The organism is Streptomyces sp. 12E (assembly GCF_055633275.1).
The window spans coordinates 6,340,968-6,366,951 of the sequence record NZ_JBVNCJ010000001.1; the positions used below are offsets into that span (position 1 = coordinate 6,340,968).

At 70.0% G+C, this 25,984-nt stretch carries 23 protein-coding genes and 5 pseudogenes; 18 read left to right on the plus strand and 10 right to left on the minus strand.

Annotated elements, in window-relative coordinates:
• Positions 1–381: 381 nt before the first annotated feature.
• Positions 382–1,014 carry a DUF6461 domain-containing protein gene (locus ACZ8ZB_RS29130; RefSeq protein WP_470740592.1) on the minus strand — a complete coding sequence of 211 codons (633 nt, stop codon included), beginning with the start codon at positions 1,012–1,014 and terminating at the stop codon, positions 382–384.
• 99 nt (positions 1,015–1,113) lie between these two features.
• Entirely contained in the window at positions 1,114–1,845 is a 732-nt protein-coding gene (locus ACZ8ZB_RS29135) for a NucA/NucB deoxyribonuclease domain-containing protein (protein ID WP_470740593.1), read from the minus strand.
• A gap of 1,275 nt (positions 1,846–3,120) precedes the next feature.
• Between ACZ8ZB_RS29135 and ACZ8ZB_RS29140 the strand changes: the two genes are divergently transcribed.
• The 8 genes from ACZ8ZB_RS29140 (at position 3,121) to ACZ8ZB_RS29175 (ending at position 8,739) form a co-directional block, all read left to right on the plus strand.
• On the plus strand, positions 3,121–3,897 hold the full coding sequence (locus ACZ8ZB_RS29140) for a hypothetical protein (RefSeq protein WP_470740594.1): 777 nt from the start codon (positions 3,121–3,123) through the stop codon (positions 3,895–3,897).
• A 131-nt stretch (positions 3,898–4,028) separates the two neighbouring features.
• Entirely contained in the window at positions 4,029–4,364 is a 336-nt protein-coding gene (locus ACZ8ZB_RS29145; RefSeq protein ID WP_470740595.1) for a hypothetical protein, read from the plus strand.
• A 274-nt stretch (positions 4,365–4,638) separates the two neighbouring features.
• A complete protein-coding gene (locus tag ACZ8ZB_RS29150) occupies positions 4,639–5,061 on the plus strand; it encodes a WXG100 family type VII secretion target (protein ID WP_470740596.1) in 423 nt (140 codons plus the stop codon).
• Between the two features lie 61 nt (positions 5,062–5,122).
• Positions 5,123–5,437 carry a WXG100 family type VII secretion target gene (locus ACZ8ZB_RS29155; RefSeq protein ID WP_470740597.1) on the plus strand — a complete coding sequence of 105 codons (315 nt, stop codon included), beginning with the start codon at positions 5,123–5,125 and terminating at the stop codon, positions 5,435–5,437.
• Positions 5,437–7,173: an RNase A-like domain-containing protein gene (locus ACZ8ZB_RS29160; protein ID WP_470740598.1), complete on the plus strand. Its 1,737-nt coding sequence runs from the start codon at positions 5,437–5,439 to the stop codon at positions 7,171–7,173. The genes ACZ8ZB_RS29155 and ACZ8ZB_RS29160 overlap by 1 nt, the downstream gene beginning before the upstream one ends.
• Positions 7,170–7,748 (plus strand): hypothetical protein, encoded by a 579-nt coding sequence (locus ACZ8ZB_RS29165; protein ID WP_470740599.1) that lies wholly within the window; start codon positions 7,170–7,172, stop codon positions 7,746–7,748. Before ACZ8ZB_RS29160 ends, ACZ8ZB_RS29165 begins: the two co-directional genes overlap by 4 nt.
• Before the next feature lie 13 nt (positions 7,749–7,761).
• Positions 7,762–8,061 (plus strand): RNase A-like domain-containing protein, encoded by a 300-nt coding sequence (locus tag ACZ8ZB_RS29170; RefSeq protein WP_470740600.1) that lies wholly within the window; start codon positions 7,762–7,764, stop codon positions 8,059–8,061.
• A gap of 21 nt (positions 8,062–8,082) precedes the next feature.
• Positions 8,083–8,739 carry a contact-dependent growth inhibition system immunity protein gene (locus ACZ8ZB_RS29175; RefSeq protein WP_470740601.1) on the plus strand — a complete coding sequence of 219 codons (657 nt, stop codon included), beginning with the start codon at positions 8,083–8,085 and terminating at the stop codon, positions 8,737–8,739.
• 316 nt (positions 8,740–9,055) lie between these two features.
• Here the strand turns inward: ACZ8ZB_RS29175 and ACZ8ZB_RS29180 are convergent, their stop codons facing one another.
• A complete protein-coding gene (locus tag ACZ8ZB_RS29180; RefSeq protein WP_470740602.1) occupies positions 9,056–9,472 on the minus strand; it encodes a hypothetical protein in 417 nt (138 codons plus the stop codon).
• Between the two features lie 379 nt (positions 9,473–9,851).
• Here ACZ8ZB_RS29180 and ACZ8ZB_RS29185 point away from each other — a divergent pair.
• A pseudogene (locus ACZ8ZB_RS29185) lies at positions 9,852–10,154 on the plus strand (hypothetical protein); the annotation flags it as partial.
• A 574-nt stretch (positions 10,155–10,728) separates the two neighbouring features.
• Here ACZ8ZB_RS29185 and ACZ8ZB_RS29190 read toward each other — a convergent pair.
• Positions 10,729–11,490, minus strand: coding sequence for a maleylpyruvate isomerase family mycothiol-dependent enzyme (locus ACZ8ZB_RS29190; protein ID WP_470740603.1), 762 nt, complete (start codon positions 11,488–11,490; stop codon positions 10,729–10,731).
• A gap of 275 nt (positions 11,491–11,765) precedes the next feature.
• Between ACZ8ZB_RS29190 and ACZ8ZB_RS29195 the strand changes: the two genes are divergently transcribed.
• Positions 11,766–12,389: a DUF6461 domain-containing protein gene (locus ACZ8ZB_RS29195; RefSeq protein WP_470740604.1), complete on the plus strand. Its 624-nt coding sequence runs from the start codon at positions 11,766–11,768 to the stop codon at positions 12,387–12,389.
• Between the two features lie 571 nt (positions 12,390–12,960).
• Here ACZ8ZB_RS29195 and ACZ8ZB_RS29200 read toward each other — a convergent pair.
• From ACZ8ZB_RS29200 to ACZ8ZB_RS29210, 3 genes and pseudogenes are all read right to left on the minus strand, one after another.
• Positions 12,961–13,218 (minus strand): annotated as a pseudogene (locus tag ACZ8ZB_RS29200) (DNA helicase UvrD); the annotation flags it as partial.
• A 211-nt stretch (positions 13,219–13,429) separates the two neighbouring features.
• Positions 13,430–14,473 carry a hypothetical protein gene (locus ACZ8ZB_RS29205; protein WP_470740605.1) on the minus strand — a complete coding sequence of 348 codons (1,044 nt, stop codon included), beginning with the start codon at positions 14,471–14,473 and terminating at the stop codon, positions 13,430–13,432.
• Between the two features lie 178 nt (positions 14,474–14,651).
• Complete coding sequence (locus tag ACZ8ZB_RS29210) at positions 14,652–15,104, minus strand: hypothetical protein (protein ID WP_470740606.1); 453 nt, start codon at positions 15,102–15,104, stop codon at positions 14,652–14,654.
• A gap of 397 nt (positions 15,105–15,501) precedes the next feature.
• Between ACZ8ZB_RS29210 and ACZ8ZB_RS29215 the strand changes: the two are divergent.
• Together ACZ8ZB_RS29215 and ACZ8ZB_RS29220 are read left to right on the plus strand one after the other, a co-directional pair.
• Positions 15,502–16,666, plus strand: a pseudogene (locus ACZ8ZB_RS29215) (FAD-dependent oxidoreductase).
• A gap of 139 nt (positions 16,667–16,805) precedes the next feature.
• Positions 16,806–16,982 (plus strand): annotated as a pseudogene (locus ACZ8ZB_RS29220) (zinc finger domain-containing protein); the annotation flags it as partial.
• 224 nt (positions 16,983–17,206) lie between these two features.
• Here the strand turns inward: ACZ8ZB_RS29220 and ACZ8ZB_RS29225 are convergent.
• On the minus strand, positions 17,207–18,619 hold the full coding sequence (locus ACZ8ZB_RS29225; RefSeq protein ID WP_470740607.1) for an MFS transporter: 1,413 nt from the start codon (positions 18,617–18,619) through the stop codon (positions 17,207–17,209).
• Between the two features lie 498 nt (positions 18,620–19,117).
• On the opposite strand from ACZ8ZB_RS29225, the gene fusA reads away from it, so the two are divergent.
• The gene (fusA, locus tag ACZ8ZB_RS29230; protein ID WP_470740608.1) at positions 19,118–21,163 is read left to right on the plus strand and encodes an elongation factor G; all 2,046 of its coding nucleotides are present in this window, start codon (positions 19,118–19,120) and stop codon (positions 21,161–21,163) included.
• A gap of 89 nt (positions 21,164–21,252) precedes the next feature.
• Positions 21,253–21,714, plus strand: a pseudogene (locus ACZ8ZB_RS29235) (family 1 glycosylhydrolase); the annotation flags it as partial.
• 226 nt (positions 21,715–21,940) lie between these two features.
• Here ACZ8ZB_RS29235 and ACZ8ZB_RS29240 read toward each other — a convergent pair.
• Positions 21,941–22,564 carry a TetR/AcrR family transcriptional regulator gene (locus tag ACZ8ZB_RS29240; protein ID WP_470740609.1) on the minus strand — a complete coding sequence of 208 codons (624 nt, stop codon included), beginning with the start codon at positions 22,562–22,564 and terminating at the stop codon, positions 21,941–21,943.
• Between the two features lie 96 nt (positions 22,565–22,660).
• On the opposite strand from ACZ8ZB_RS29240, the gene ACZ8ZB_RS29245 reads away from it, so the two are divergent.
• A complete protein-coding gene (locus ACZ8ZB_RS29245; RefSeq protein ID WP_470740610.1) occupies positions 22,661–23,308 on the plus strand; it encodes an NADPH-dependent FMN reductase in 648 nt (215 codons plus the stop codon).
• Positions 23,305–24,708 (plus strand): DHA2 family efflux MFS transporter permease subunit, encoded by a 1,404-nt coding sequence (locus tag ACZ8ZB_RS29250; protein WP_470740611.1) that lies wholly within the window; start codon positions 23,305–23,307, stop codon positions 24,706–24,708. The genes ACZ8ZB_RS29245 and ACZ8ZB_RS29250 overlap by 4 nt, the downstream gene beginning before the upstream one ends.
• An 87-nt stretch (positions 24,709–24,795) precedes the next feature.
• Here ACZ8ZB_RS29250 and ACZ8ZB_RS29255 read toward each other — a convergent pair whose 3' ends face one another.
• A complete protein-coding gene (locus ACZ8ZB_RS29255; RefSeq protein ID WP_470740612.1) occupies positions 24,796–25,074 on the minus strand; it encodes a GlsB/YeaQ/YmgE family stress response membrane protein in 279 nt (92 codons plus the stop codon).
• A gap of 153 nt (positions 25,075–25,227) precedes the next feature.
• Between ACZ8ZB_RS29255 and ACZ8ZB_RS29260 the strand changes: the two genes are divergently transcribed.
• Both ACZ8ZB_RS29260 and ACZ8ZB_RS29265 read left to right on the plus strand, forming a co-directional pair.
• Positions 25,228–25,521: an ArsR/SmtB family transcription factor gene (locus tag ACZ8ZB_RS29260; protein ID WP_217130857.1), complete on the plus strand. Its 294-nt coding sequence runs from the start codon at positions 25,228–25,230 to the stop codon at positions 25,519–25,521.
• Positions 25,518–25,904: a VOC family protein gene (locus tag ACZ8ZB_RS29265; RefSeq protein WP_470740613.1), complete on the plus strand. Its 387-nt coding sequence runs from the start codon at positions 25,518–25,520 to the stop codon at positions 25,902–25,904. The genes ACZ8ZB_RS29260 and ACZ8ZB_RS29265 overlap by 4 nt, the downstream gene beginning before the upstream one ends.
• Positions 25,905–25,984 lie beyond the last annotated feature (80 nt).

Here is a 25,984-nt window from a genome sequence, read left to right on the forward strand (position 1 = left end):
GTCCCGGCCTGCCTGCCCCCGCGGCCGGAACCGCCACCGGCCTTTGGTCCTAGTACTCCAGTGTCACTTCGTGATCTATCCAGCAGGTTCGTGGTCGGATCGTCGTCGGTAGTGGCTGTGTCGGGCTGTTGCCTGGTGATGGAGTGGACGTCACCGCTGACCACGGTGTAGCGCAGGAAAGGGATAGCAGTGGACCGAGCCGGCCGGATTTCCGGTGGGGATCCGGTACCACAGATAGATTGGCTGCGTGGAGTGCGGCCTTGCCTGATGCCGCCCACGATGTCTCGCTCGGTAACCCGCTCGTTCTTCCCCAAGGCGCACAGATAGTCATACGGTCCGAGGCTGAGGGCGTAGGCGAGCGGCGGGCCGGGACCGCCACGGCTACGGCAGGCGGCCCAACGGTCGGCCGGTCCGTCGGGAACTCCTTTGGGGAACCTCCGGATATTGCAAGGGCGGATCCGGGTAGCGGAGGGCAACTCGGTCAGGCTCTTCAATGACCGTGGTGAGCAGCGGTCCGTGAAGCTGCTCCGCAGTGAGTTCGTGTCCAGTATACCGGGCAATGACCTCTAGAGAGGCCGCTATCGGGCGCGTACTTGCGGCGGTAAGTGCGTGCACTTGTTCCGCGAATGCATGAGAACTCTCGCCGTGAACGCTGGACGGGAATCCCGGCTCGAACTGCTCGACGATTCTTCCGTCCGTCACGTATTGGAAGGATTTCAGGGCCTTCGCGGTCCGAAACAATATTATCGATTCGGTCTTATGTGACAGGTCGCGCATGACTTTGTTTGTGGAGCCAATGAAGTCCTCGAACTCGATGCAGAAGGACCATTCACCCAACTGTCCGGCGCAAATTACGGTACCCAGCGGCGGGGCATCGGGAATGTTTTTTGCGTGCATCAAGCGAGCGCTGTTCAAGTCGGCCCCATAGATTTCCATCACTTCTTCGGGGCTCTTGTGTAAGGTCAGGCTCAGGCAGAAGTTTTCAGAATCTGAAAGGCGCCAAGAACTGGGCATCATTCTTCCTTTCATTGCGATTGCCGGTCTCGCCTTTCATGAAAGGCGAGACCGGCATGGTTCTCAACCCTGTTGAAGCGGTCCGGTGTGGACGCGGTGTTACGTGGCGTCGACCACCATGTCGAAGTAGTCCGGTATGTCGAGGTGGAATGCGTCTCCCTCGATCAGGCGCCATTTTGACACATACCGGCCGTACTCGCCACCAGCATTCGTGTTCTCGAGAAGATTGACGTGGCTGCGCACGCAGGGTTCGGTATAAGCTACCGTCCTGTCATTCCACGCCTCGAAAAATTTGTACTTGCCGTCCTCCTGGCGCACAGGCTGGATCTCGGCGCACAAGACTGCCTCTTGTCCGCCTTCCTTGGTCGAGGCGAACGGGTACTCGTCACAGGAGTCGTCAGGAATCTCCGGCTTTTTCTCGAATTTCGCGCACGTTATCTTGCGCCTGTCATCGCCGTCCTTGGTCTGGTGCAGCGGGTTGCCGCCAACGAGGCCCTTTTTGCCCGGGAGGTTGTGCTGTGCCCACCCGTATGTGGCGGCCGCGGCGCCCCACTCGCTGATCGGAAGTTCGAGGGCCGGCTGTTCCGGGGCGGTGTTGTCCACGCACCCGGCGCTCTCATTTCCGAGTTCCGTGAGATGGGTGTTGCAGCGGACCTGCTTCGGATGGTCCCAGTTCACGTTGGGCTTCGTGGGTGTGGATCCGGTGTGTGTGATGTACAGGTGGTACTTGGTGGTCGTGAAGTCGACCTTATCGACTGCGGGGACATCTCGGTACGTCACCGACCCGATGGCCAGCACCCCGTTGTCAACTAGGTTTTTGCGCCTTGCCACGGATGCTTCTGCGTTGCTTCACACAGCGAGGTACACGTCACATCAGCCACCACATTGAGGCTCTGGACCTCCCCCTTGGGCTCGGCGAACTCAACCGATATGGTCTCACTCCAAGTACCCGAGCGAGGGTTCAGCTCGGCGTGCGAGCTGACATAAAGGAATGCCGTTCCCAGGAATTCCTGCTGCTCCCCACGAAGGGTGAACGTGATCTGTATTTCACGGAGGCAGTTGGTCAACCGCTCGAAAGCCCAGTACCCAGGTCTCGAGACCGAGCAGGACCCTCCCTCGTCCCCGTCCGTTTGCGTGGCCGCAATTCCGGGCGCCTTGGCGGCAGAGGGAGTCGGCAAGGCGGCGGGCGTGATGGCCGTGCAGGCTTCCACCGCCCCGGCGCGCGCATCCGGTGACTCCGGAGTCACCGGGGAGCACGTCTCCTCTACTGGTTTGACCTTGAGGGTTTCCGACCCTACGGGAGCTTGTTGCGTCCCTGTATCGCCAGGGCTGGTCCTCGCTGGGAGTGCTGAAGATTCGTTGTGTGTTTGCATACCGGCAGCCGCCGGATTATGCAGGAGTAGGAGCGATAACGCTCCCGCGAGCGCCAGGGACCATCTACGTCTGTGATTCACGATGCTCCGCTCAATGCGTGTTCGTGCACATGACAGCGGATAGGGAATCATGAGGAAATTTTGATGTCAACGATCACTTCCGGCCAGTGAATGCCATGGCCAACTAAGCCTAAGAAGGTGGCTTAAATTTGATGTTTTAACAAAAGGTGAAGTTCCGGCTTCACTGCCTGGAATTTTATTGTGCGGCCGGGTTGATACTCCAGCAGGACTTCTGTATGCGTCCTGGTCAACGGTCTGGCGATGGGGAGTGCAGTGGGGGTTCGGCATGTGCGGGACGGCCTTGGGCCGACGGTCCCGCCAACGGGTGTCCGCGCCGCGTGCGGTGACGGCGCCGGGCACGTGCCGGGTGGCGGTGTTGCCATCGGGGCCGGTTCGCGAGACCACAGGGTCCGACCGTGATCAACCTCCAGCTCCGGGGCGGGAACGGCACGATCGAGGCCCGCGCGAAGCACGGTGTGGTCCGGGGTCCTGAACTGGCCGGCCTTGATCAGCCACGACAGCGGAACGTGGTCATTCAGGTCATGCCGATCGGATGCGCGGGACACACGGCCCTGGACCGGGTGCCGCTTCGACGGAGGACGGGGGAAGAGGGCGGGCCCGTGTGGTGAAGTGTGGGCCTGCGACAACTCCGACGGCAGGGAGCGTTCTTCCGATGACACCACAGCCGGCACGCCCTGAGCGCGGCGGTCCCGGGACCGGCTCGGTCATGGACGTCCCGCCGTTCAAGCCTCCTCTCGTCAAAGCGGTGTTCAGGGACGTGACCTCGATGCACGTCTCCCGGTCGGCGGCGTGGGCCGCCGCGTCGGTGACGCGGACGGTGCTGACGGAGATCATCGACGGCGCGAGGGGAGCGGCGGCGGAGGAGGCCCGGAAGAAGCTGGTTCCCGGCGACCTCCTCTCGGCGATCGACCGGAACGTCGAGGTCGAGGTGGGGAGCGAGTGGTACGACCACAGCCCGACGTTCCGCGGCCTGACCGGTGTCCGGTACGACGCCGAGGGTGTCGTCGTGCTTCCTCCCAGGCGCAGCAGGTCGCGCAGACCGAGTGCTGTGGTCGGCGCCCACAGGTTCGAGGCGGGGGTCAGGAAGCTGCTGCGGGGCCGGGGGGTGACGGCCGTTCCGGCGATGGTCCGCGACCTGGACGGAATCGCGAGCGTGTTCCTGACGGACCTCGCCCGGGACGCGGCCATGGTCGTCCGTGAGGGCGGGGTCAAACGTTTCGGTACGGTCGTCCTGGTGATGCCGGGCGAACCGGTCCCGCCCCCGCCCCTCAAGGATCCCCTCCTGGCCCTGTCCACCCGCAGGGGGGACGGGCGGACCATCGGCGGGGACGACATCCTGGCCGCCACCACGATCCAGTTGTTCGGCGACATCCGGCAGCGAGCCCTCACCGAAGCACGCGAGGCGACACAGCACGCTTCGGCCGGCTGAACGGGCGCGACCGACATCGCCGCCCGCACCCTCGTCCGCGCGATGCACTCCGTGCCCGATGACGCCTGTACGCGTGGCCTCCCGCAGAGGCCGCGAGTCCGCGGTCGGTGGACGGTGTTGCTTTCCGTGACATGACCGATCGCGCGCTACGGCTGCTGCGGCGGGACCGCCGCCTGGTCGAACTGGCCGGCATTCCCTTCGTCTTCGACCTGGACCGTGCCGCGCACGGCCATGTCGAGGAGGTCCGCCTCGCCTCGGGCGGGCCGCTGGAGCCTGTGGCCGGGGACGACACCGGCGGCACGTACTTCGTGTGTGCGGACGGCTCGGTGCCCTACGCCGACTCGGAGGGCGCCGCGGGGATCATCGGCTCCAGCGTCGACGAGGCCCTGGAGCTCGTGATCGGCCTGCCCGGCTGGCGCGACTGCACACATCTGTCGCCGGACGGGCCAGGGCGTACGTCGTCGTGAGGTACTGCGTCGGACTGCCGCGCAGCTGCGCGGCGGTCAGGGTGGGTTTCACGAGGACCTTTCGGACAGGACGGTTACCGCGCCCCCCGGGCACGCGACGCCGTGACAGCCGGCTAGGGCACCGTGACGATCGGCATCAGAAGTACCGCCCACCTCGGACAACGGTGCCCACCTGGTCGGATCCCGGACTCCGGCCCCGGGGAAGCGCATGGTTAGGATCACCGCGTACACGCGGCATTGTCATGCTGAGGTCACGGAGGCGGAGGGACGGAGCATGGGCGTGCAGGGGGGAGGCGCGGGTCAGGAGGGCGGCGTCGACCTGGCGGTGTCGAGCCAGGACCTCACCAAACTTGCTGACGACCTCGACGACATGCAGGACTACCTGAACAAGCAGGTCAAACGCATGGACGCGATCGTCGACAGCATCGAGGCGGGCTGGCGGGGCCCGGCGGCGACGGCGTACCGGGAGTTCCACCGGGCGGCGGCCGAGGACGCCGTGCGCATCCGAGAAGTGATCCGGCACCTCGAGCAGGCCGTACGCCTGAGCCGGGACGGATTCACGGAGCGGGAACTGGACGTGATGGCCCGGCTGCGGAGCATCCCGGTGGACATCGGCAGCGAGGTCGACAAACTGTCCACACCGAACCCGGAGACGACTGCTCCCGCCCACCCGCGCAGCAGCCTCGACTCGTTCTGATTCCGACGCCCCTCCGAGGCTCCCTGCCGCGACCGCGACGACACCTACGAAACGGGGAACCATGCCGACCGGGAGTGCGGACGACGGCCACATAACCGTCTCCTTCGCCACCCTCCGCGAGCTCGCCGCCGAACTGGAGGACATCCTCAAGAAACTCAACGGCAGTCTGGACGACCTCCACGACCGGGTCCTGCCGGTCGTACTGTCCTGGAAGGGGGAGGCCCGCGAGGTCTTCGTCGACAAACTCGACGAGTGGGACCGCTCGGCCGAGGACCTCCAGGCGGCCCAGAAGTGGCTGCACGAGTGCGTGACCACGAGCCACGTCAACTACGCGGCGGCACACCAGGCGGTGCTGCGCGGCTGGGGAGCCGGCTGATGGGGACACCGTCACCGGCGGGCCAGAACGGCACCATCGACGTCAGGCCGACCGACCTCCACCGCGTCTCCGGCGGTGTGGCGAGCCAGCAGACGGTGATGGACAGGGGCGCCAAGAGTCTGCTCGAGGATCTGCGCAAGTACCCGGACGCCGGCGGTTACGGCACCTCGCCCCAGGCGTTCGCGACGTCGTACGTCAAGGTGGGCAACCGCTTCCTCGAAGTGTGGGCCAGGAGCGTCGTCAGCATCGGGGGCGCGGCGGTCGGCTTCGCCACGACGGCCAACACCTATGCGAAGGCCGAGGCGGCCAACGACCCCAAGGGGAAGGCGAAACCGGCCGTCCAGCCGCCGCCGAAGGTCATCGAGAAGGCACCCGTCTACGGGCCCGTGACGAACCTGAAGTGGGGCGACGACGACGGCGGCGACGACTTCATCCGCAGGGTCCTCGAGTGGGTGCCCGAGCCGGTCCGGGACGTACTGAGACCGGTGGTGAAACACGCCTTCCGGATGGGCAAGGTCGCCGAGGTCTACCCGTTTCCGCAGCAGCACTACCTGAACTCGCTGTCCCAGGCGTGGATGGCGGCGACCGTTCCGCTCTCGACGGCGGAGCAGGGTCTGACCGGGAACGTCGGCAGCATCACGCGGCAGAGCCACAGCGAGTGGTACGACGCGATGCGCCACTTCTGCAGTTCGCTGTGGGGCACGACGTCCTGGGGCCAAAACCGCGAGAACTACGAGTGGAAACACGACAGCTCCTCCTCGCAGACCGCCACCCACCCTGTGATGACCGTGCTGTTCGACACGGCCCGCAAAGTCGGCGATCTCCTCTACGAATTCGCCGAGGCGGCCGTCTACCTCAACGGCGAGGTGTGGGACGTCTATATCGAGGCCGTGCGCGACGCGATACCGAAGGTCGAGGTCAACCTCAAGGACGGCGTCGGCATGGACGACGTCAAGGGCCTGGTCACAGGCCTGGGCAAGAGTATTGCGAAGGGTGCGTCCCAGTTGGGCCAGGGCATCGTCCTGAACATGGACACCGCCAAGCTGAACGCGATCGTCACCGAGTACAACCGACGGGTCGACGCGCTCGTCCCGAAACTCGACGCGCTCATGGGCCCCCTGGACGAGGCACACCGGAGCGCCCCGAAGTTCGAGGCCCAGGAGGCGCGGGCACAGGGCTTCGGCATGAGGGCGCTCAACGAATTCAAGACCGAACATCGCTGGACCGAACCGGAGGACACCAAGAACGGCGTCTACCGCATTGATCTGGCGAGCAGCGAATGGCTTGAGAACGGACACACCCTGGACAGGCACGTCGGAAAGAGCTCGGAGCAACTCGCTCAGCGCCTTCGTGACCAGGGCGACCCTCCGGGCGGGACCTGGGTGCACGGGAAACCAAGCATCGGGGGGGCTTCGAGCTTCACCGATCTGAAGAGTGCGCAACGGTACACGCAGTACAACATCGACGCCCATTCCGCCGAGATCAAGGCGTGGCTGGACGGTCCACCCGACCCCAGTAGTCCGTACAAGAAATTCGTCGGCCCAGGACCCAACGGAGAAGTCACGGGTATCAGTGTGAGGAAGCAGCCGTACGACCCGTCCGATCCCATGACGGGTTTCAAGGAGGGAGGAATGAACGTCAAATCCATTGAGGTGAAGAACATCGATACGCGCCTGAAGTACGATCCCAACCTTGATCCGCCGTTCGTTGTCGTCACGTCCATGCCGGCGCTATGACCGATCCGTTCGAAAAGAGAATGCGCACCATGACCCAAGCCACATGGGAGGACGCCGTCCTGCGGCTGCTGGATGACGTGTACACCTTCGCTGCAACCGGCCCGAGGACCCTCGCCGGCTGGCAAAGGGACGCGCTGGCGGTGATGAACCGGGAGGTCGACGATCCTCGCGGATGGATCACCTTGGACTGGGACAAGCAAAAAGAGGAACGGACCGGGAGCCGACCCTGTTATCCCTTCGTCCCTCTGTCCGAGGAGGGGCTGGGCAGTCGGCTGTACTCGGTAACGGCCGAGACAGCCGTTCGCCTCTTGGTCGAGATGACATATGAATGGGGGCCGGCCGGAACGGAGGAACAGACCAGGGCGGCACTCGCTGACGCCCGAACCGTGCTCGACCGGTACGGAGACCAAATCTCCTGCTACAGCAACGTCTCCGAAGCGCGGAAAACCCCGTCACCGGATCTCACGAACGGGGTTACCGGCTGGAACCCTCTCACCGAGTTCATCGGCGACTTCGGGTTCGTCGTCGTCTCATCGGAAGAGGTCGGCGTCTTCTGGTCGTTCGATGCCAGGTGAGGGGCCCACTGTGATGCGTACCCGAAGCGCGACCTACCCCGACCGCGAAACGGCTCAGTGGGCCACCCAGCGGGTCGTCACTGCGAATGAGCAGGTCATTCACCGTTGGCTGGCGCGATCCACGAGGTCACGACTGACCATCGAGGCTTCCTGGCCCTCCCGTCCCGAGCCCGTCGGTCAGGTACTCCTCCAGGCGATGATGCTGGCAGGGCGGGATCCCGTCGACGTGCGGGCCGCGCGAGTGATCCTTAGACGCGACGCGTCCCGTCCCCACGGATTCGTGGTGCACTCCACGTTCCCCATCTATCTGTGACCCAGTAGAGGCTGAACACCCATGCCCCTGACCCCTCTCGAGCATGACCGCCGCTACGGCGAGCTGGACCAGGTGATCCGCGCCTACGCCGGACAGCAGGCCGACGACACACCGGAGCGAGCGAGTCTGGCCCTGACCGCTTACCTACGGCACACCTGGCACACCCGCCCGTGGGCGCTGGCCGTCGCCGAACGGCAGTTGCGCGAGTACGCGGAGCACCCGCCCGGACGGCTGCGCCTGAGTCTGGGGGAGTTCTACGCGGTCCCTGACGTGGGACTGCCCGAGAGCGACATCCAGCAGTGGCTCCGCTGTCTCGCCGACCACATCAAGCACAGCGTCACCGAGGGAGCGGTCCCGTCCCCGGCCGTGCCCGCGACCCACTGGGAGTGGCACGCGCGCTTCCCGGAAACGGCGCAACTGCTGGGCGGCTGGTTCTCGCAGGACATCGCCGACGAGTTCCCCGACCATGACGCCGCCGTCGCCGACTACGCCGCCACCACCGACCCCCACCTGGTCGCACGCCTCGTGGGCGAACTCCACGAGCTGCTCGCCCTCCCCTTGGACGAAGCGGACTACGCCTTGGCGGCCGCGGAACTCGGCATGGAGGTCGGCCCGCCGGAGCCGTTCTCCTACGGAGCCTGGTTCCAGTCGGTGGCGACAACCCTGTCCGGCGTCTGATCCGGCCCGGGCTTCCCCGTACCGGGGGCGGGGTACCGGCGGTCAGGCCCAGCCCGTGAGGTCCCGACGAAGCTGGAAGTGGTCACCGCCGAGGAAACGGCCGGGCCGCGAGACGGAGGGCTTCGGCCGCAGCCTCGACCGAGTCACGGTTTCAGAAGCATCCGGGCGGTCGCCCGCGTGACCCTCCGGTGCCTCGCCGAGGGCGCCGCCGGACTGTTCCGGGGCCTCATCGCCCGTTCGACGTCGCCGTTCACGGTGTGCGCACGGACAGCCCGGGCCCGTGTCGTAGACGTGAGCCGCGACGGTTCAGCGCGGTTCAGAAATAGTGGGCCGCAATCCCGTTGTCGCCGCGGGAGCCTTTGCGGATCGTGTACTCGGGAACCGGCTTGGTGTACACACCGTAGGGGTCTTTCGGCCCCTCCTGATGGGCGACTGGGCGGATGCTGAAGCTCAGGCTGTGAATCCTGTCGGGTGTGGTGTTGTTCAACTCGGCGAGACGAGCCCGGATGTGGGGCTCGGCCTCGGCGTGTGCCTCGGAGAGGGTTCCGCGCAGGGCGTAGGTGCCCTCATCCGCGTAGTAGGGGATGCGTGAGTGGTCACGTCCATCCACGCGGTACTTCGCGGCCCAGGTGCAGCCGAGGGGGTTGGGACCGAGAGGGTGGTGATCGGAGCCGTCGCAGGCCCCGAGGGGGGCGAGCTCGTGGTGTACGACCGTGCCGTCTTCCGTGAGCACGCGCTCCTGGTGACAACCTCGGCATGTGCCCGTCCGCTTCCCGGTGGTCATGGCGCCTCCTGGTGTCTGCCGGCCGCCGCTCCGGGCGTCGTCACTCGCCCATGATTTCCTTCACGGTGCGTCCCGGTCGATCGGTTTCGATGAAGACGCTGTTCGGCGGCGTGCTCCAGCAGAGCTTGTGCCGAGTCCGCGTAGCGCGTCGCGGTCTTCTCCACGGTGAGGACGTGGTCGCGTCGGCGGGGTCGGACGCCATCCCGGCCGGACCGTGCGGTTGCGGTGTCCGTCATGGCCTCAGGGTCTTGCCCGGCCCGGGCGTAGAGGCGTCGGGCCGCATATTTCAGGGAGGCACCTCCTCGGCCCGGCGTGGCAGCATGCGGCAATGGTCTTTCGACACCCCGCCGGCGACTACGCGATCACCGCGATGTACTCCGTGCCCGACGACGCCTGGTATCTGGAACTGGATCTCGTGGCCGGGCGACGGGCTCTCGTGACCGCGATCGTCCCCGACGAGGATCCGGCACGGGAACCGACGGTGTGCTTCAACCCGCACGCAGGGCACGAGGACGTCCCGTACGAGGTCATGCGCTGGTTCATGCACCAGGTCGATGAGGAGATCCGTACCTCCCGTGCCTGGATGCGGCTGAGACCGGAGCTCGTCGAGATCATCCACCGGCTCCGTCAGGGCCCTCACGGCTGTCGGTGTGCATGTGCGTGACTCCAGGCGCGTGGCGCAGGGCGGGTCTGTGCTGGAGGTCGGCTCGGAGGCATGGTCGGCGTTGCCCGAGGCCACGTGAGTGCGGTGCCTCCGTGAGCCGGCCGTCTCACGGCTGGTCGAGTCAAGGCGTAGGGCGGTTCACGAGGCCGACAGTTCTCCCGAAGAAGCGCCGACTTCGTGAACCATGGGCTCACGGGGTCTCAAGGAAGCCAGCGCAACCGTGCGTCGTCGGCCATCTGACAAGCCAACCGGATCCCTCCGGACGAGACCATCTGAGCACCGTCCAGGTTGCACCTCCGGTGGGGTTCGTCGCAGCTGCCCTTCTTGTGGCCTGGTACATCGGCGCAGTTCAGCGTGTCGTGCGCCTCTTGCCCCTCTGGCGAGAGGTTGTCGTAGTTGCTCCCGTCGTGTCGGCCTGGCGAGTCGGAGAACGTGCTCTGGGAGTGGGCTCCGTTCGGGCCGGAGGCGACTGCTCCGCCGGCTCCGACTGCGCTACCGGCTCAACGGGTTGTGCAGGCCGTCCGCCGGCGGTATCGACCGGCTACTCCTCGGGCTCCCAGGCGATCAGCTGCTCGAACACCCGCTGGTCGCCCTCGATCTTCAGATCGCTCAGCGTGAGGCGGCCCCAGACGAAGAGGAGCAGCTGCTCGGCCGTGCCCGTGGCCGAAGCGGAGGCGGGTGCGGCGTCGTCCGTGAGGGGTGCGGGCCAGGCGCCGGTGCCGTCCAGCGTGAGGAGCCAGGAGCGGCCCTCGGTGGCGTGGTAGTGGATGGTGGCGGCCTCGTGCGGCCAGGCCACCGGGGTGGAGTTGCAGGTGTCGAGGAACTCGGCCACGCCGTCGAGCGCGACGTCCGCCGGCATCGGCTGCACGGCGCCTGCGGCGAGCTGGGCGTCGTAGGTGTGCACCAGCACCTCGTGCACCCGGCGCCGGGCTACGCCCCGGGCGTTCGCCGGTGACACGCCGGCGCTCCACCACGTCCAGCACTCGCGTTCCGGGCCGACCTCACGCAATGTACGCAGCAGCAGCTCGCTCGACTCGGCGTACCAGGCCAGCAGCGCCTCGAGCTCGCGCGGCGCCTCCGTGGCGTCCTTGGCCGGCGGAGCCTCGGCCGGGCCCGCGGCGACGATCGCGGCCCACCAGCGCTGGCCCGTGCCCAGGTGCTGCACCAGATCGGACAACGTCCACTCGGGGCAGGACGGCACCGGCGCGTCAAGGCCGGGCGCGGCGGCGACCGCACTCCGGAACGCGGCCGACCGCTCGTCGATCAGTCGCAGCAGGGCGGAATACTCAAGACTCTCCGTCATATCGCTTACCTGTCACCCGGCTCATTCGACGGCACCCCATTTCCCGGGCTGTCAGCTGCGGAGTCGTGGCGGCTGACACGATGAACTGCTGAGGCACTGGTCAAAGGCGTCCCTGCTCGCCGTTGGCGACGAGCCGTGCCAGGGGTCGCTCCAGCAGCTCGAGGAACTGCCGCAGGTCATCAGCTGCCACCGATGACGGGACGGAGCCGTTCGCTTGACGGACCGGGGCCCGGTGGACACGATCCGGTGGGCAGAGCCGGCAGACGGGACGGAACATGGCAGCGGACGCGCTCGACTGGGCGGGCGACCAGGTGTGCGTCACCTTCACCCGGGGCCTGGACCCCGTCGAGGTGTTCACCCGCTACGGCGCCGACCCGGACCGCTCCCGCCTGCTCGACGCGGACGCCGCGTCCGACCTGTCCACAGGTCAGTTCGCCGACGGAGCGGTGTCGCTCCTGCGGGCAGGACAGCTCGGCGACTGGACGTTCTGCGTCGAGGAGGACGGCGTCATCGGCTCGTGGCCCGAAGTCCTCGCCGCGCTGTCCCGCGGTACCGAGACCTACGGCGTCCTGTCCACCGAGGGCCTCGCCGTCTTCCAGTACTGGCGCGACGGCCGGTGCCTGGAGAACTTCGAACCCGGCCCGGGACAACCCCGGCCCGAACACTTTGGCCCTTGGTGGGACAGGGTCCAGGAAGTCCTGGCCGAGCACGAGGGCTTCGGCATCGCCCCCGTGGTCGCCCTCGTCCTCGACCACCTCGGCCTCCCCCTGGACGACGCGACCCTGGCCGCCCCCTGGCCCACGCTGACCGTCGCGGAGGACGACGCCCCGTCCGCACCACGCGGCGACTCCTACGCGGGCGAGGGCCCGGTCCCGCCGGGCGCCGTCGAGATCCTGTAGGTCCCGGGGCGCCCCCGCCGCCCCGTGCCCCTCACCGCCCCAGGCCCCTCGGGAGTCCGGAGACGGGCTCCGGTTTCCGGTACGCGCCGCTCCCTCCAGCACCGTGATGCCGGTGATCGGCGGCCGGCCGTACGGGGCGGGGACCTCGTTGGCGAGGGCGATGGTCTCCAACGGGTTGTCCCGCTGCCGGTGGGCCTCGACGCCCGCGGCGAGAAGTCCGGTGGGCACGGCCCCCGCACAGGCGCCCACCGCGTCCGGGAGCCGTTCGCGAAGAGTGCGCTGCAGCAGCTCCCCGTCCGCGGACGGAGCCGGCACCGCGCCCGGCATCGGATCGGGCAGGCGGCGCACCGGCTCGGGCAGTGCCCCGTCCACGAGGAGGAGCGTGCCCCGGTGCGCGGTCGCGACACCCGGCTCCGCGGAGGGGTCCGGACCGATCAGATGCGGCCGGACACCGCCGGGAGCGGAGAGGGTTTCCGTGCGGGCGGCGTGCAACAGGCGCAGCAGGGGTTGTCAGGTGGCGAAGTCATGGAGCGGGGGCACGAGAAGACCTCCTGAAGGTGCGCTCGCTGCCGACCCGGAGCAGCACGAAGATGTCGCCGGTCTCGGGCGCGAGGACCACGCCGCGGTATCCCTGGGTGATCCGGATGGTCCGGATCTGGCGGTCCCTGGCGCCCTTGAGGGATTCCGGCTTCCGGCCGGGGTCCCTGAAGAGCTGGTCGAGGGTGAGCTGCTCGAACTTCTCCCAGGCGTCGAAGACGCCGTTCCTGACGTGCTTCTCGAGCTTCTCCAACTGCTGGCAGAAGGCCTTGCCGAGGGCGAGGTGCGGCATGCCGGGATTTCAGGCCGTCCCGGCGTGGCCTCGGGCCGCGGGCGTTCGTTCAGCGGCTGCCGTCCGGGTTCCCCGGTCACCCACCGCCGAGTTCCCGGCTGCCCGGAGGCGTCTTTGGGCCGTCTGGTGGTTGGCCGGGGCCGCCGGCGGAAGAGTCGGTCGCGGTGCCGGTCGTGGCGCACGCGGCGGCGCGGAGGGATTCCCCGAGGGCTCACTGGACCAGTTCGATGTGGGGGTGGGAGGGGTCGGCCGGGCAGGCGTGGAGCTGGAGGTGGTAGCCGCCGACGATGTCGATCAGGGTGAAGTTGCCGTCCCGGGCGCCCAGGGGAGGCGGGGCCGGGTTCGCCGGTTCCTCCTCGGCGATCCAGGACGCGCCGATGCCGTCCCATTCCGAGGAGGCGATGGTGAGGAGCGGGACCGCCTCGGTGCCGCACTCGGGGCAGGGGCGGTCGACGGGGTCGATGTCGCCCCAGCCGGTCCAGCCGCCGGTCTTCCAGCCGGGGGCGGTGGAGAGGCCGCCCAGATAGAGCTCGCCCAGATCGTCCATGCCGTACCGCGCGGGGTCGATCGTCCCCCAGCGGCTCGCGTCTTCCAGCTCGGCCCGAAGCTCCTCGTCCAGCTCCCTGGGGTGGGGGAAGTCGGTGACCTGCTCCGGGGAGAACAGGCACGGTTCCGGGAGGTAGGAGCCGTCCTGGATGACCGGCGGCTGGGGCGGTGCGTCGAGGACGTCGGTGACGGTGGCGGAGGAGCGCCAGAAGAGCGCGGTCCTGGGGTGGGGGTGTTCCGCGTGGTCGAAGGGGCACCACAGGACCTGGAGGAGGTCGGCGTCGGTCGGGCGGGGGAAGGGGATGTCGCGGGCGTAGAGCTGGGCGACGGGCAGGAGGGGGATCGGGCCGTCGAACCACGGGCGGCCCACCCTGATCCGCTCCCAGGTCGCCAGTTCCTCGGGGGTCCGCTCGGGTGCTTCGGGGTCGAGGCGCAGCCGCTCGGCCGCTGCGGCATGGACGCGGCGGAGGAGCCGGATGTCGTCCGGGGAGCGGACCGTCCGCGTCGCGTGCCTGTCGTGCGGCTCGTCGCAGTACGGCCACGGCTCGTCGGCGGGCCACAGCAACGGTCCGCCGACGGAACTGTCGTGCACGGTCGGCGCTCCGGGGCGCGGGTGCAGCCGGGTCGCCGTGCGTGCCAGCGGAGCCAGTTGAGGGAAGAGCGCGGTCACGTCGACCGGCCGCGGCGGGGTGGTGAAGGTGGCGTTCACGGCGGTGATACTGCCAGCAGCCTCTGACAACGGGCGCACCGATCCACGTCGGCCGGCACCACACGGCTTCCCCGAGGCGGCAGTTCTTCGGCCGGAGCGAGGAAGTGCAGGCTGTGACGGCGGTGTTCGCCGCGGTGGTTCCGCCGATCGGCCTTCCCGGCGCGGCTCCGGGGCCCGGTCACGCGCCGTCGAGTTCCCGGCGGAGCATGTCCAGGACCTCCGCGGCCTCGACGGCCACGTCGTGGTGCGGGCCGTGGACGAGCACGACGTCCTCGTACAGGGCCTCCAGGCAGGCCAGGGCCTCCTGCGGGTCGCCCTGGCCGATCAGCAGCACGCCGATGTCACGGCGCAGCTCCACGGCCGCGTCGCTGAGGTCGCTTTCGACGGCCCGTTCCACCTCGAGGACGGCTCGGAGCTCCGCCAGTGCCTCGGTCACCTGGCCGAGTTCGCCGCGGCAGCGGGCGGCCTGGGCGCGGCAGTCGCGGGCGGCCTCGTCGGTCGGCCCGTTGATGCGGCCGTACGCCTCGGCCAGCGCCTCGAACTCGGCCAGGTACGCCACCGTGGCCGTGCGCCACTCGCGGGCGGAAGCCCCCGCGGCGTCCCACGACGCCGTGCCGGCCGGCACGGCCACCGTCCGCACCGCCGCCGCCAGCCCTCACCCGCTCTGCGGGGAAAGCGGACGACGCTTTTCACGGCCCGTCCCCATGGTGAGACTTCCACTGTTTCCCTACCCGAGTGCACAAGGTCCGGCAGCAACTTCCCTACTAGGCAAGTGAATTCCGGGAAGACCTGAATACGGGAAGTCGCTGAGGAGCCGTCAGGCAGAAGGTTCGGACGGCTTTTGTGCCGTCACCGGCGTCAGATCACCTCGTTCAGCTCGGCCGGCATCTGCGCCGCCTCGGCGTCGCGAGCATCGTTGAGCGACGCTCCTGTCACTCTGTGACCCGTGTCGCATGCGGTTCCTGTCAGCAATCGGGGCGCTGCTCCGCTCAAGTCACCGGGAGCAAGCGAACCGACAGGAGCATCACATGAAGCACCGCATCGTCGTGCTCGGCGCCGGCTATGCCGGGGCCTACGTGGCCGGGAACCTGGCCCGTCGGCTGTCCTCGGCGGACACCGAGATCACCGTGGTCAACGCCGTGCCGGACTTCGTCCAGCGGCTGCGGCTGAACCAGCTGGCGGCCGGCCGGGACATCGAGGCTCCGCAGCTCGCCGATGTCTTCGCGGGCACGGGGATCCGGCTGCGCGTGGCCCTGGTGACCGCTGTCGACCCCGAGCGCCGGGTCGTTGCGGTGGCCGACGCCGACGGTGGCGGCGACCTCGGCTACGACACGCTCGTGCACGCGCTCGGCAGCCACGGCGACGACCACGCCGTCCCCGGCGTGGCCGACCACGCCGTCCCCGGCGTGGCCGAGCACGCCGTCCCCGGCGTGGCCGAGCACGCCTTCGACGTCGCCGCCAGGCCCTCGGCGCTGCGTCTGCGTGAGCGCCTGGACGGCCTGGGCGGGCGGGGCGGAGGCGGGTGGTGGTCGTCGGCGACGGGCTGACCGGCATCGAGACCGCCACCGAGATCGCCGAAGCCCGGCCCGGCCTGTCGGTGGCGCTGATCGCCCGCGGCGAGCTGGGCAGCCGGCTCTCCGCCGGAGCCCGCAGCCACCTGCGCCGGGCGTGCGACCGGCTGGGCATCACCGTCCTGGAGCACACCAGCGTCGAAGCCGTCCGGGCCCGGCGCCGCATCGCCGCGCGCCGCCGCGGCGGCGAAGCCGACCCGGCATCCGCCCGCAGGATCGTCGAGGAATTCCTCGCCGCTGCCTCCTCGGGCCGCACCGAACGGCTGGTGACGCTGCTCACCGACGACGCGACCGCGATCTCCGACGGCGCCGGCCTGACGGAGAAGCTGCTGCGGTTCGGCACTCCGCAGCGCATCGCCGCCATCGCGCGGGCCGGCTTCAAGCCCACGTCCGCGAAGCGGCGATTCGCCGGTGGGGCTCCCGCCATCCACTACGCGCTCCTCAACGGCACCCCCGCCATCGTCGCGGTGGTCGGCGACCGTGTCGTCGGCTCGGTGACGTTCGACATCACAGGCGGCAAGATCGCAACCGTGCGCGGCATCGCCGCCCCGCCCGCCTCGTCCGCCTCACCGAAGCCTGGCGGCAGCACGGACCGGACACGTCGCTCATCACCCAGTGGTGACCCGACGCCGACCGCGGCCAGGCGCAGCGCCCGCGTTTCATAGGTGGTCGTCTGTGAGACAGCGCCCCGCCCGACGGTCCACCTGCGGCGATCATGTTTCATGAGTTGTTGCAAACGACTGGGCATTTGAAACGCCCTCATGAAGCAGCCCGGGGTCGTGAGCGACGACTTCAAGCGCGCGGAAGCGCACGCCTGCCCGATGTCCACCTGCGCCGTCCCGGCGGGCTCCCCGTGCCGGACCGGCGAAGGCAAGGCGGCGTTCCAGTACCACACGGCCCGCTTCCGCCTCGTGCCCCAGCTCGCCAAGGCGCTCGACGTGCCGACCCCGGCCGTGCGCAAGCCGGGGTCGGTGCGGACCGAGCTGCCCCGGCCGGTGAGCGCCGGCGCCGAATCAAGCTCCCTCCGCCGCTCGTCGACGGGTGATCGTGGACGCTTCCGTGCCGTCCGGCGGGAGGCAGGCCGGCCGGGCCGAAGACGCCGAGGCCCTCCGCGCCCGCTGCACGGGGGCGGAGGGCCTCGGAGTGGCCGCCGGACGGCTCCTCAGGGGGCCGCGGTGGCGGCGGGGGCCTCGTCGTGCTCGGGGGCGGCGGGGGTCTCGCCCTCGTCGAGGCCGACGTCCTTGGTCTCCTTGCCCAGCAGCAGCGCGACCAGGGTCAGCAGCGCCATCGAGGAGAGGTAGACGCCGACCAGCCACGGCGAGCCGTCGCCGGCTTCCCACAGGGCCACCGCTATGAACGGGGCGACGGCCGCGCCGAGGATCGAGCTGACGTTGTAGGAGATCCCGGAGCCCGTGTAGCGCACGCTCGTCGGGAAGAGCTCCGGCAGCAGCGCGCCCATCGGGCCGAACGTCATGCCCATCAGCGTGAAGCCGAGCACCAGCCACAGCACCACGCCCAGCGTGCCCAGGCCGATCAGCGGCACCCACACCAGTCCGAAGACCAGGATCCCGGCGGTGACCGCGATCAGCGTGGAGCGCCGGCCGTACTTGTCGGCGAGCGGTCCTGAGACCAGGGTGAACACGGCGAAGAACAGCACCCCGAAGATCATCATCAGGACGAAGGTGGTGTAGCTGTACCCCAGGCCCGGCACGGCGTCGTCCTCGGGCGTACGGCCGTAGCTCAGCGAGAACGTGGTCATCAGGTAGAAGAGCACGTACGTCGCCAGCATGAAGAAGGTGCCGAGGACCAGCTGCTTCCAGTGGCTGCGGAAGACGGTGGCCAGCGGCAGCTTGCGCACCAGCCCGGCCTCGCGGGTCTTCGAGAAGACCGGCGCCTCCACCAGGCGCATGCGCACCCACAGGCCGATCGCGACCATCACCGCGGAGAACAGGAACGGGATGCGCCAGCCCCAGCTCAGGAAGGCGTCCGAGGGCTGGGACGGGTCGGCGCCCGCCGCGGACGGCAGCAGCGCGCCGATGATCAGGAAGAGCCCGTTGCCGATGATGAAGCCGAGCGGGGCGCCCAGCTGCGGGAACGTGCCGTAGAGGGCGCGCTTGTGCTTCGGGGCGTTCTCGGTGGCGACCAGGGCCGCGCCGCTCCACTCGCCGCCGAGCGCGAAGCCCTGCGCGAGCCGCATCAGCACCAGCAGCGCGGTGGCGACCCAGCCGGCCTGCGCGTAGGTGGGCAGCACGCCGATGAGGAAGGTGGCGATGCCCATGGTGAGGAGCGACGCCACCAGCGTGCCCTTGCGGCCGAGCCGGTCGCCGAGGTGCCCGAAGACCACGGCGCCGATCGGGCGGGCGACCATCGCGGCGCCGAACACCGCGAAGGACGACAGCAGCGCCGTCGTCGGGTCGCTGCTCGGGAAGAAGAGCTTGGGGAAGACCAGGACGGCGGCGGTCGCGTAGATGTAGAAGTCGTAGAACTCGATCGTCGTGCCGATGAGGCTCGCGACGAGGACCCGGGACCGGGAGTTGACGGGAACCGGGGCCTGGCTGGTGGTTGGTGCGGGCATTTCACGGTCTTTCCGGGGAGGAGCGGTCACCGGCGGCGTACGCCGGCCGCCCGCACGGCGCCACCCGTCCCCCCTCGCGGGAGGCCGCGCGAACCGTGTGGGCCATGCAACGATCTCAGACATCTCACTGGCCAGAAATCTCGTACCACTATGTGAGACACCGATATTGCGTGGCCCGGCCCGCTCCTTCCTCCCTACACTCACCGCACAGACGCCGCCCGCCGTCGGGCCGCGCATCCATGACCAGTGAGGGGAGACCGCCGTGCGTGACCACGCCACCGCTGCCGCTCCCCGTTCCCGGTCCCGTCGGTCCGTGGTGATCCTGGTGTCCCGGTCCGCCCGGTGCCCGCTGCGCGGCCGGCACCGGACGCCCCTGACGCACATCTGACCGTCCGATCGCCGACGCCTCGTGCACCGGGGCGTCCGACGCCGTGCGCCAGGGGAATCGCGCCGTCCTTTCCCGGAACACCCGAAAGGCCACGGGCCATGCGCGACCCGATGAAAGCCAACCCCCTCGCCACCGTCCGCAACCTGGGCATCCTCGCCCACGTCGACGCCGGCAAGACCACCGTCACCGAGCGGATCCTGTTCGCCACCGGCACCACGCACAAGCGCGGCGAGGTGCACGACGGCACCACCGTCACCGACTTCGACCCGCAGGAACGCGACCGGGGCATCACCATCTTCGCCGCCGCCGTCAGCTGCGCCTGGGACGGCCACCGGATCAACCTCATCGACACCCCGGGCCACGTCGACTTCGCCGACGAGGTGGAACGCTCCCTGCGCGTCCTCGACGGCGCGGTCGCCGTGTTCGACGCGGTCGCCGGCGTGGAGCCGCAGAGCGAGTCGGTGTGGCGGCAGGCGGACCGGCACGGTGTGCCGCGCCTCGCCTTCGTCAACAAGATGGACCGGGCCGGCGCCGACCTGGACGCCGCCGTCTCCTCCGTCCGGGAGCGGCTGCACCCCGCACCCCTGGCGGTGCAGCTGCCCATCGGCGCGGAGGACGCCTTCACCGGCGTCGTCGACCTGCTGCGCATGCGGGCCCTGACCTGGACCGACGAGGGAGAGGCCCGCGAGCCGGCACCGGTGCCGGAGGACCTGCGGGAGGAGGCGCACCGGCGGCGCCGGCTGCTGGAGGAGGCCGTCGCCGAACTGCACCCGGGCGCGCTGGAGGAGTTCTGCGCCACGGGCGCGCTCGGCACCGGCACGCTCACCGCCGCCCTGCGGGACCTGACCCGCGACGGTGACGCCGTCGTCGTCCTGTGCGGCTCCGCCTACCGCAACCGCGGCGTCGAACCCCTGCTGGACGCCGTGGTCGCCTACCTGCCGTCCCCCCTCGACGTGCCGCCGGTGCGCGGCACGCACGAGGGCGACGGCACCGGACGGCGGCGGCCCGCCGACCCGGCGGCACCGCTGGCCGCCCTCGCGTTCAAGGTGAACGCCACCGCCACCGGGCGGCTGACCTACCTGCGCCTGTACGCGGGAACGATCGGGAAGGGGGACACGGTGTGGGACGCCACCGCGCGCCGCTCCGAGCGCATCGGCCGCATCCTGCGCGTCCAGGCCGACCGGCACGCCCCGCTGGACCGTGCCGTCGCCGGGGACATCGTCGCCGTGGTCGGGCTCAAGTCCGCCCGCCCCGGCTCCACCCTGTGCGCACCGGACGCCCCGCTGGTCCTGGAACCCCCGGGGATCGCCGAGCCGGTCGTCTCCGTGGCGGTCGAGGCGCTGAGGGGCACGGACACCGGACGCCTGGCGTCGGCGCTCGCGCGGCTCGCCGAGGAGGACCCCTCGCTGGTCGTGCGCACCGACCCGGAGACCGGGCAGACGGTGCTGTCCGGCATGGGCGAGCTGCACCTGGAGGTCGCGGTGGAGAAGATCCGGAGTGAGCGGGGACTGGGCGTCAACGTGGGCCGCCCCCGGGTCAGTCACCGGGAGACCGTCGGGCGCGGGGTGTCCGGGTTCGTGTACCGGCACGTCAAACAGGACGGCGGGGCGGGCCAGTTCGCCCACGTCGTGCTGGACGTCGAGCCGCTGGAGGCGCCCGGCTTCGAGTTCCGCTCGGCGGTCACCGGCGGACGCGTGCCGCAGGAGTACGTCCGCGCGGTCGAGGCCGGCTGCCGGGACGCCCTGGCCGAGGGGCCGTTGGGCGGTCACCCGGTGACCGGGCTCCGCGTCACGCTCACCGACGGGTCGACCCATGTGAAGGACTCCTCGGACACCGCGTTCCGCACCGCCGGCCGGCTCGGACTGCGGGACGCCCTGCGGGCCTGCGCGATGGTGCTGCTGGAGCCGGTCGCCGAGGTCACGGTCACCGTGCCCGAGGACGCGGTGGGCGGGGTGCTCGGCGATCTGGCCGCGCGGCGCGGCCGGGTGACCGGTTCGGCCGTCCGGACCGGCGCGACGGTCGTCACCGCCACCGTGCCGCTGGCCGAATTGTTCGGCTACGCCACGCGGTTGCGCAGCCGCACCCAGGGCCGCGGCACCTTCACCGCCCGGCCCGCCGGCCACGCCCCCGCGCCGGCCCCCGCGTCCGCGCGGTGAGCGGCAGGGCGTGAACGGCAGGGCGTGAACGGCGGCCCCTCCCGCGGACGAAGCCGGGAGGGGCCGCCACCGCCGCCGTACGGGCACGCCCCGACCGTCGGCGTCGGTCGGGGGCGCGCCCCCGGGCGCCGGGATCAGGGGTAGGACACCACCTTGGAGGCATGGACTGGGAGATCGACGCGAGCGGCATCGAGACCCTGCTGCTGCGCCTGACGAACGAGTACGGCGCCCGCAGGCTCCACGTCACCGAGAACGGCTCCGCCTTCCCGGACGTCGTCCGCCCCGACGGCACGATCGACGACCCGGAACGCCAGGACTACCTCACCCGGCACCTGGCCGCCTGCGCGTCCGCGGCCCGCAAGGGCGCCCCGCTGGCCGGCTACTTCGCCTGGTCCCTGCTGGACAACTTCGAGTGGGCCTACGGCTACGACAAGCGCTTCGGCCTCGTCCACGTCGACCACGCCACCCAGGCCCGCACCGTCAAGGGCGCCGGCCACCGGTACGCGGACATCATCCGCGGCCACGCGGAGCGGGGCCGGCGGACGGCCTGACCGTCGCCGCCCCGGGTGGGTACGGGCGGTGACGCGCACCCACCCGGGGCGGGCAGTCGTGACGGAGGCCGACGAGTGGCCGCCGTCCGCGTCCCTGACCTCAGCCGCCGGTGCTGCCCGGCGGACGCGTCCACGGCCTGCCCCGCCCCCGCATCGCCGCCGGCAGCACCGGCGCGGCCCGTCCGGTCCGGCGTCGCGGTCCCGGCACCGCCGTACGCGTGCGGTCTCAGCGCCGTTCGTACCCCCGCAGGAACGCGCGCACCCCGGACGCGATCAGCTCGTCCCGCTCCTCGTCCGGAAGGGGCAGGCCCCCCTGGTAGGTGCGGTCGCCGATCTCGCCGGCGGTCAGCTGCAGGAAGTGGCTCGCGGCGCGCTCCGGGTCCGGGGCGTCGAGCAGCCCGTCCTCGGCCAGTTCGCGGAAGCGGTCCGCCACCCCCTTGAGGGCGCGGTCGGGGCCGGCGGCGCGCCAGGCGTCCAGGAACTCCCGCGGGATGTGGCCGACCTCGGCCCGCAGCTGCCGTACGACGGCGAAGTGGTCGTGGTACCGGTGCATCGGCGACATCCAGGCGTGCGCGAAGCCGACGAGGTCGGCCTCCAGGTCCGTGACCTTGTGGAGCCGCCGGTCCACGGCGTCCAGGTGGGACCGCACGACCTCCTCCGAGCCCTCCACCACGACGACGCGGAAGAGCTGCGCCTTCCCCTCCGGGAAGTGGTTGTAGATCGTGCGGGTGGAGACCCCGGCCTCCTTGGCGATGGAGTCCATGCCGGCGCGGGTGTAGCCGTCGCGCCCGAAGACGCGGCGCGCTCCCCGCACGATCGCCTGCCGCTTCTCCGCCAGCCCTTGTCTCACGCGTCCTGCCCCTTCCTGTCACCGGTCACGGTATCCGGACCAGGAGAAGTACAACGGTCGTTGCATTCATTGCCATGAGCGTTGTACTTTCTCGGCATGACCAACTCATCAGCGTCCTCCGCGCGTTCGCACGCCTCCCGCACGGCCGGTGTCCCCTCGAGCGGTCTCCGGGCGGACGACCCCCTGCGCGTCGCCGTCCTGATCGGCTCGACCCGCGAGGGCCGCTTCGCCCCCGTCGTCGCCGACTGGTTCCTGCGGTTCGCCGCCCAGTACGACGACCTCGACCTGGACCCCGTCGACCTGGCCGAGCACCGCCTGCCCGACGTCGTCTCCCCCCAGGCCCACCCGGAGGCCGCCGAGGTCACGGAGCGCCTGGCGGCGGCCGACGCCTTCGTCGTGATCACCCCCGAGTACAACCACAGCTTTCCCGCGCCCCTGAAGAACGCCATCGACCTGCACTACACCCAGTGGCAGGCCAAGCCGGTCGGCTTCGTCTCCTACGGGGGCCTGGCCGGCGGTCTGCGCGCGGTCGAGCAACTGCGGCTGGTCTTCGCCGAACTGCACGCCGTCACGGTGCGGGACACGGTGAGCTTCCACAACGCGTGGGAGAACTTCGCCGAGGACGGCTCGCTGCTGCGGCCCGGGATACCCGAAGGAGCGGGCAAGGCGATGCTGGACCAGCTGGTCTGGTGGGGGCGGACGCTGCGGGCGGGGCGCGAGCGTGCCCCGTACGGGGAGCGATGAGCACCGCCCTCCCGGCGCGGACCGGGGAGAGCGGCGGCAGCGGGGGACCGCCCCTGCCCGCCGTCCCCCGGCACGTCCTGGCCCTCGCGGGCGTCATGGTGCTCGGTTCGTTCATGACGGTGCTCGACATGACCATCGTCAACGTCGCCCTGGACCACCTGGCGCACGCCTTCGACGCGCCCCTGTCCGTCGTCCAGTGGACGGTGACCGGCTACTCGCTGGCGCTGGCGACCGTCATCCCGGTCACCGCGTGGGCGGTGGGCCGGTACGGCGCCAAGCGGGTCTTCCTCACCGCCGTCGCGCTCTTCACGCTCGGCTCGGGGCTCACCGGGCTGGCCTGGAACGCGGGTTCGCTGATCGTGTTCCGCGTGCTGCAGGGGCTCGGCGGCGGCATGATCGTGCCCGTCGCGATGACGGTCGTCCTGCGCGCCGCCCCGCCGGAACGCAAGGGCACGATGATGGGCGTCCTCGGCATCCCGGTCCTCGTCGGTCCGATGGCGGGTCCGGTCCTCGGCGGCGTCCTCACCGACGCGCTGTCCTGGCGCTGGATCTTCTTCGTCAACGTTCCGGTCGGCGCCCTCGCCCTGCTGCTCGGCGCCCGGGTCATGCGCGACGACGACGAGCGGACCGGCCGCCCGCTGGACCTGGCCGGACTGCTGACCCTCTCCCCGGGCCTGGCCGCCCTGCTGTACGGGCTGACGCTGGGCGGCGAACGCGGCGGCTTCGGCACTCCGGGGGCGGCCGTCCCGGTCGTCGCCGGTGCGGCGCTGGTGGCCGTCTTCGCCGTGCGGGCGCTGCGGGCGGACCACCCCCTGCTCGACCTGAGACTGCTGCGGAGGGGGCCGGTCGGCCGTGCGGTGGCGACCATGGTGCCGTTCTCGGCCGCGTACTTCGGCTCGATGGTGCTCGTACCGCTGTACTGGCAGCAGGAGCGCGGCCTGTCCGCCACCCAGACCGGACTGCTGATGGTTCCCCAGTTCCTGTGCAGCGGCACGGTGATGCAGATCTCCAGCCGGATCTCGGACCGGGTGGCGCCGCGCGCGATCGTCGTCCCCGGCGTCCTGGTCGCCGTCGCGGGCTTCCTCGCCTTCGCCGTCCAGGCCGGCTCCGACGCCCCGTACTGGAGCCTGGTCGCCTCCCTCGCCGTCATGGGCACCGGGGTCGGCATGACGAACATGCCCGTCATGGCCTTCGCCACACGCGGCCTGGTGGGCGCCGAGGTGGCCGCCGGCAGTACGGCGCTGAACATCGTCTCCCAGGTGGCGGCCTCCGCCGGCACGGCGCTGGTGGCTTCGCTGCTGACGGCGACGGACGCGTTCCGCGCGACGCTGCTGTGCGGGGCGGGCCTGATGGCACTGGCGCTGCCGGTGGCGGCGCGCCTGCCGAAGCACCGGCCGTAGCGGTGCCGGCCGCTTTCCCGGAGCGGAAGGCGAACGGCTCCTCGCCCCGTGGGGCGAGGAGCCGTTCCGTGCGGTGCGGGCGCCGGGTCAGGCGTGACGGTGGGAGTGGCGGTTGCCGGTGATCAGGCGGTAGAGGAAGAGGAGGATGACGGAGCCGACGATGGCGGCGATCCAGGTGGACAGGTCGAAGAAGCCGTCGATGGAGTCGACGTTGAAGATCACCTTGCCGAGCCAGCCGCCGAGGAGACCGCCCGCGATGCCGATGAGCATCGTGATGATGACGCCGCCGGGGTCCTTGCCCGGCATCAGAGCCTTGGCGATGAAGCCCGCGAGCAGGCCGATGAGGATCCAAGCGATGATGCCCATGAAAAAGGTCTCCTACCTCGTCGTATAAAGCTTCTGTCAGTGCACCGTCTTTACCGTCAGATCGCTTTCAAACGCGGTGCGCGTGCGATCCCTTCCGGGCCGGGGCGGCCCTCGCCTTGATAGGCAAGTCATCACTTGCCTATGCTGGTGGCCGTGGAGGAGGACGTCTTCAAGGCGTTGGCCGACCCCACCCGCCGCCGCATCCTCGACGAGCTGGTGGAACGGGACGGCCAGACCCTGTTCGAGATATGCGCGCGGCTGGTGACCAAGTACGGCCTGGGGCTGTCCCGCCAGGCGATCAGCCAGCACCTGGCCGTGCTGGAATCCGCGGGTCTGGTCGTCTCCAGGCGCCAGGGCCGCTACAAGTTCCACGACCTGAACACCGAACCCCTCGAGCACATCGTCACCCGATGGCTCAGGCCCGACCCCCCGGAGGGCACCCCATGAGGATCCACCTCACCAGCGTCTTCGTCGACGACCAGGAGAAGGCCCTGCGCTTCTACACCGACGTGCTGGGCTTCGTGAAGAAGAACGACGTCCCGATGGGCGCGGACCGGTGGCTGACCGTGGTCTCGCCGGAGGACCCCGACGGGACGGAACTGCTGCTCGAGCCCTCCGGCCATCCCGCCGTGCGGCCGTACAGGGCGGCGCTGGTCCAGGACGGCATCCCGGCCGCGTCCTTCGCCGTGGACGACGTACGGGCGGAGTTCGGCCGGCTGCGCGGACTCGGGGTGCGCTTCACCCAGGAGCCGCTGGAGATGGGCCCGGTCACCACCGCGGTGCTGGACGACACCTGCGGCAACCTGATCCAGATCGCCCACGGCGGGTAGGGCGCCGGCCGGGAACCCGGTTGCCCACGAGCCGGGACGCTGCGAGGCTTTTGCCGTGCCCGCCTTCTCGCGTCCCGCCG

Excerpts from the sequence above, each read along its gene's own strand:
- ACZ8ZB_RS29130 (WP_470740592.1), bottom strand. The coding sequence starts at position 1,014 with ATGCCCAGTTCTTGGCGCCTTTCAGATTCTGAAAACTTCTGCCTGAGC.
- ACZ8ZB_RS29140 (WP_470740594.1), top strand. The coding sequence starts at position 3,121 with ATGACACCACAGCCGGCACGCCCTGAGCGCGGCGGTCCCGGGACCGGC.
- ACZ8ZB_RS29145 (WP_470740595.1), top strand. The coding sequence starts at position 4,029 with ATGACCGATCGCGCGCTACGGCTGCTGCGGCGGGACCGCCGCCTGGTC.
- ACZ8ZB_RS29150 (WP_470740596.1), top strand. The coding sequence starts at position 4,639 with ATGGGCGTGCAGGGGGGAGGCGCGGGTCAGGAGGGCGGCGTCGACCTG.
- ACZ8ZB_RS29155 (WP_470740597.1), top strand. The coding sequence starts at position 5,123 with ATGCCGACCGGGAGTGCGGACGACGGCCACATAACCGTCTCCTTCGCC.
- ACZ8ZB_RS29160 (WP_470740598.1), top strand. The coding sequence starts at position 5,437 with ATGGGGACACCGTCACCGGCGGGCCAGAACGGCACCATCGACGTCAGG.
- ACZ8ZB_RS29165 (WP_470740599.1), top strand. The coding sequence starts at position 7,170 with ATGACCGATCCGTTCGAAAAGAGAATGCGCACCATGACCCAAGCCACA.
- ACZ8ZB_RS29170 (WP_470740600.1), top strand. The coding sequence starts at position 7,762 with ATGCGTACCCGAAGCGCGACCTACCCCGACCGCGAAACGGCTCAGTGG.
- ACZ8ZB_RS29175 (WP_470740601.1), top strand. The coding sequence starts at position 8,083 with ATGCCCCTGACCCCTCTCGAGCATGACCGCCGCTACGGCGAGCTGGAC.
- ACZ8ZB_RS29190 (WP_470740603.1), bottom strand. The coding sequence starts at position 11,490 with ATGACGGAGAGTCTTGAGTATTCCGCCCTGCTGCGACTGATCGACGAG.
- ACZ8ZB_RS29195 (WP_470740604.1), top strand. The coding sequence starts at position 11,766 with ATGGCAGCGGACGCGCTCGACTGGGCGGGCGACCAGGTGTGCGTCACC.
- ACZ8ZB_RS29225 (WP_470740607.1), bottom strand. The coding sequence starts at position 18,619 with ATGCCCGCACCAACCACCAGCCAGGCCCCGGTTCCCGTCAACTCCCGG.
- fusA (WP_470740608.1), top strand. The coding sequence starts at position 19,118 with ATGAAAGCCAACCCCCTCGCCACCGTCCGCAACCTGGGCATCCTCGCC.
- ACZ8ZB_RS29245 (WP_470740610.1), top strand. The coding sequence starts at position 22,661 with ATGACCAACTCATCAGCGTCCTCCGCGCGTTCGCACGCCTCCCGCACG.
- ACZ8ZB_RS29250 (WP_470740611.1), top strand. The coding sequence starts at position 23,305 with ATGAGCACCGCCCTCCCGGCGCGGACCGGGGAGAGCGGCGGCAGCGGG.
- ACZ8ZB_RS29255 (WP_470740612.1), bottom strand. The coding sequence starts at position 25,074 with ATGGGCATCATCGCTTGGATCCTCATCGGCCTGCTCGCGGGCTTCATC.
- ACZ8ZB_RS29265 (WP_470740613.1), top strand. The coding sequence starts at position 25,518 with ATGAGGATCCACCTCACCAGCGTCTTCGTCGACGACCAGGAGAAGGCC.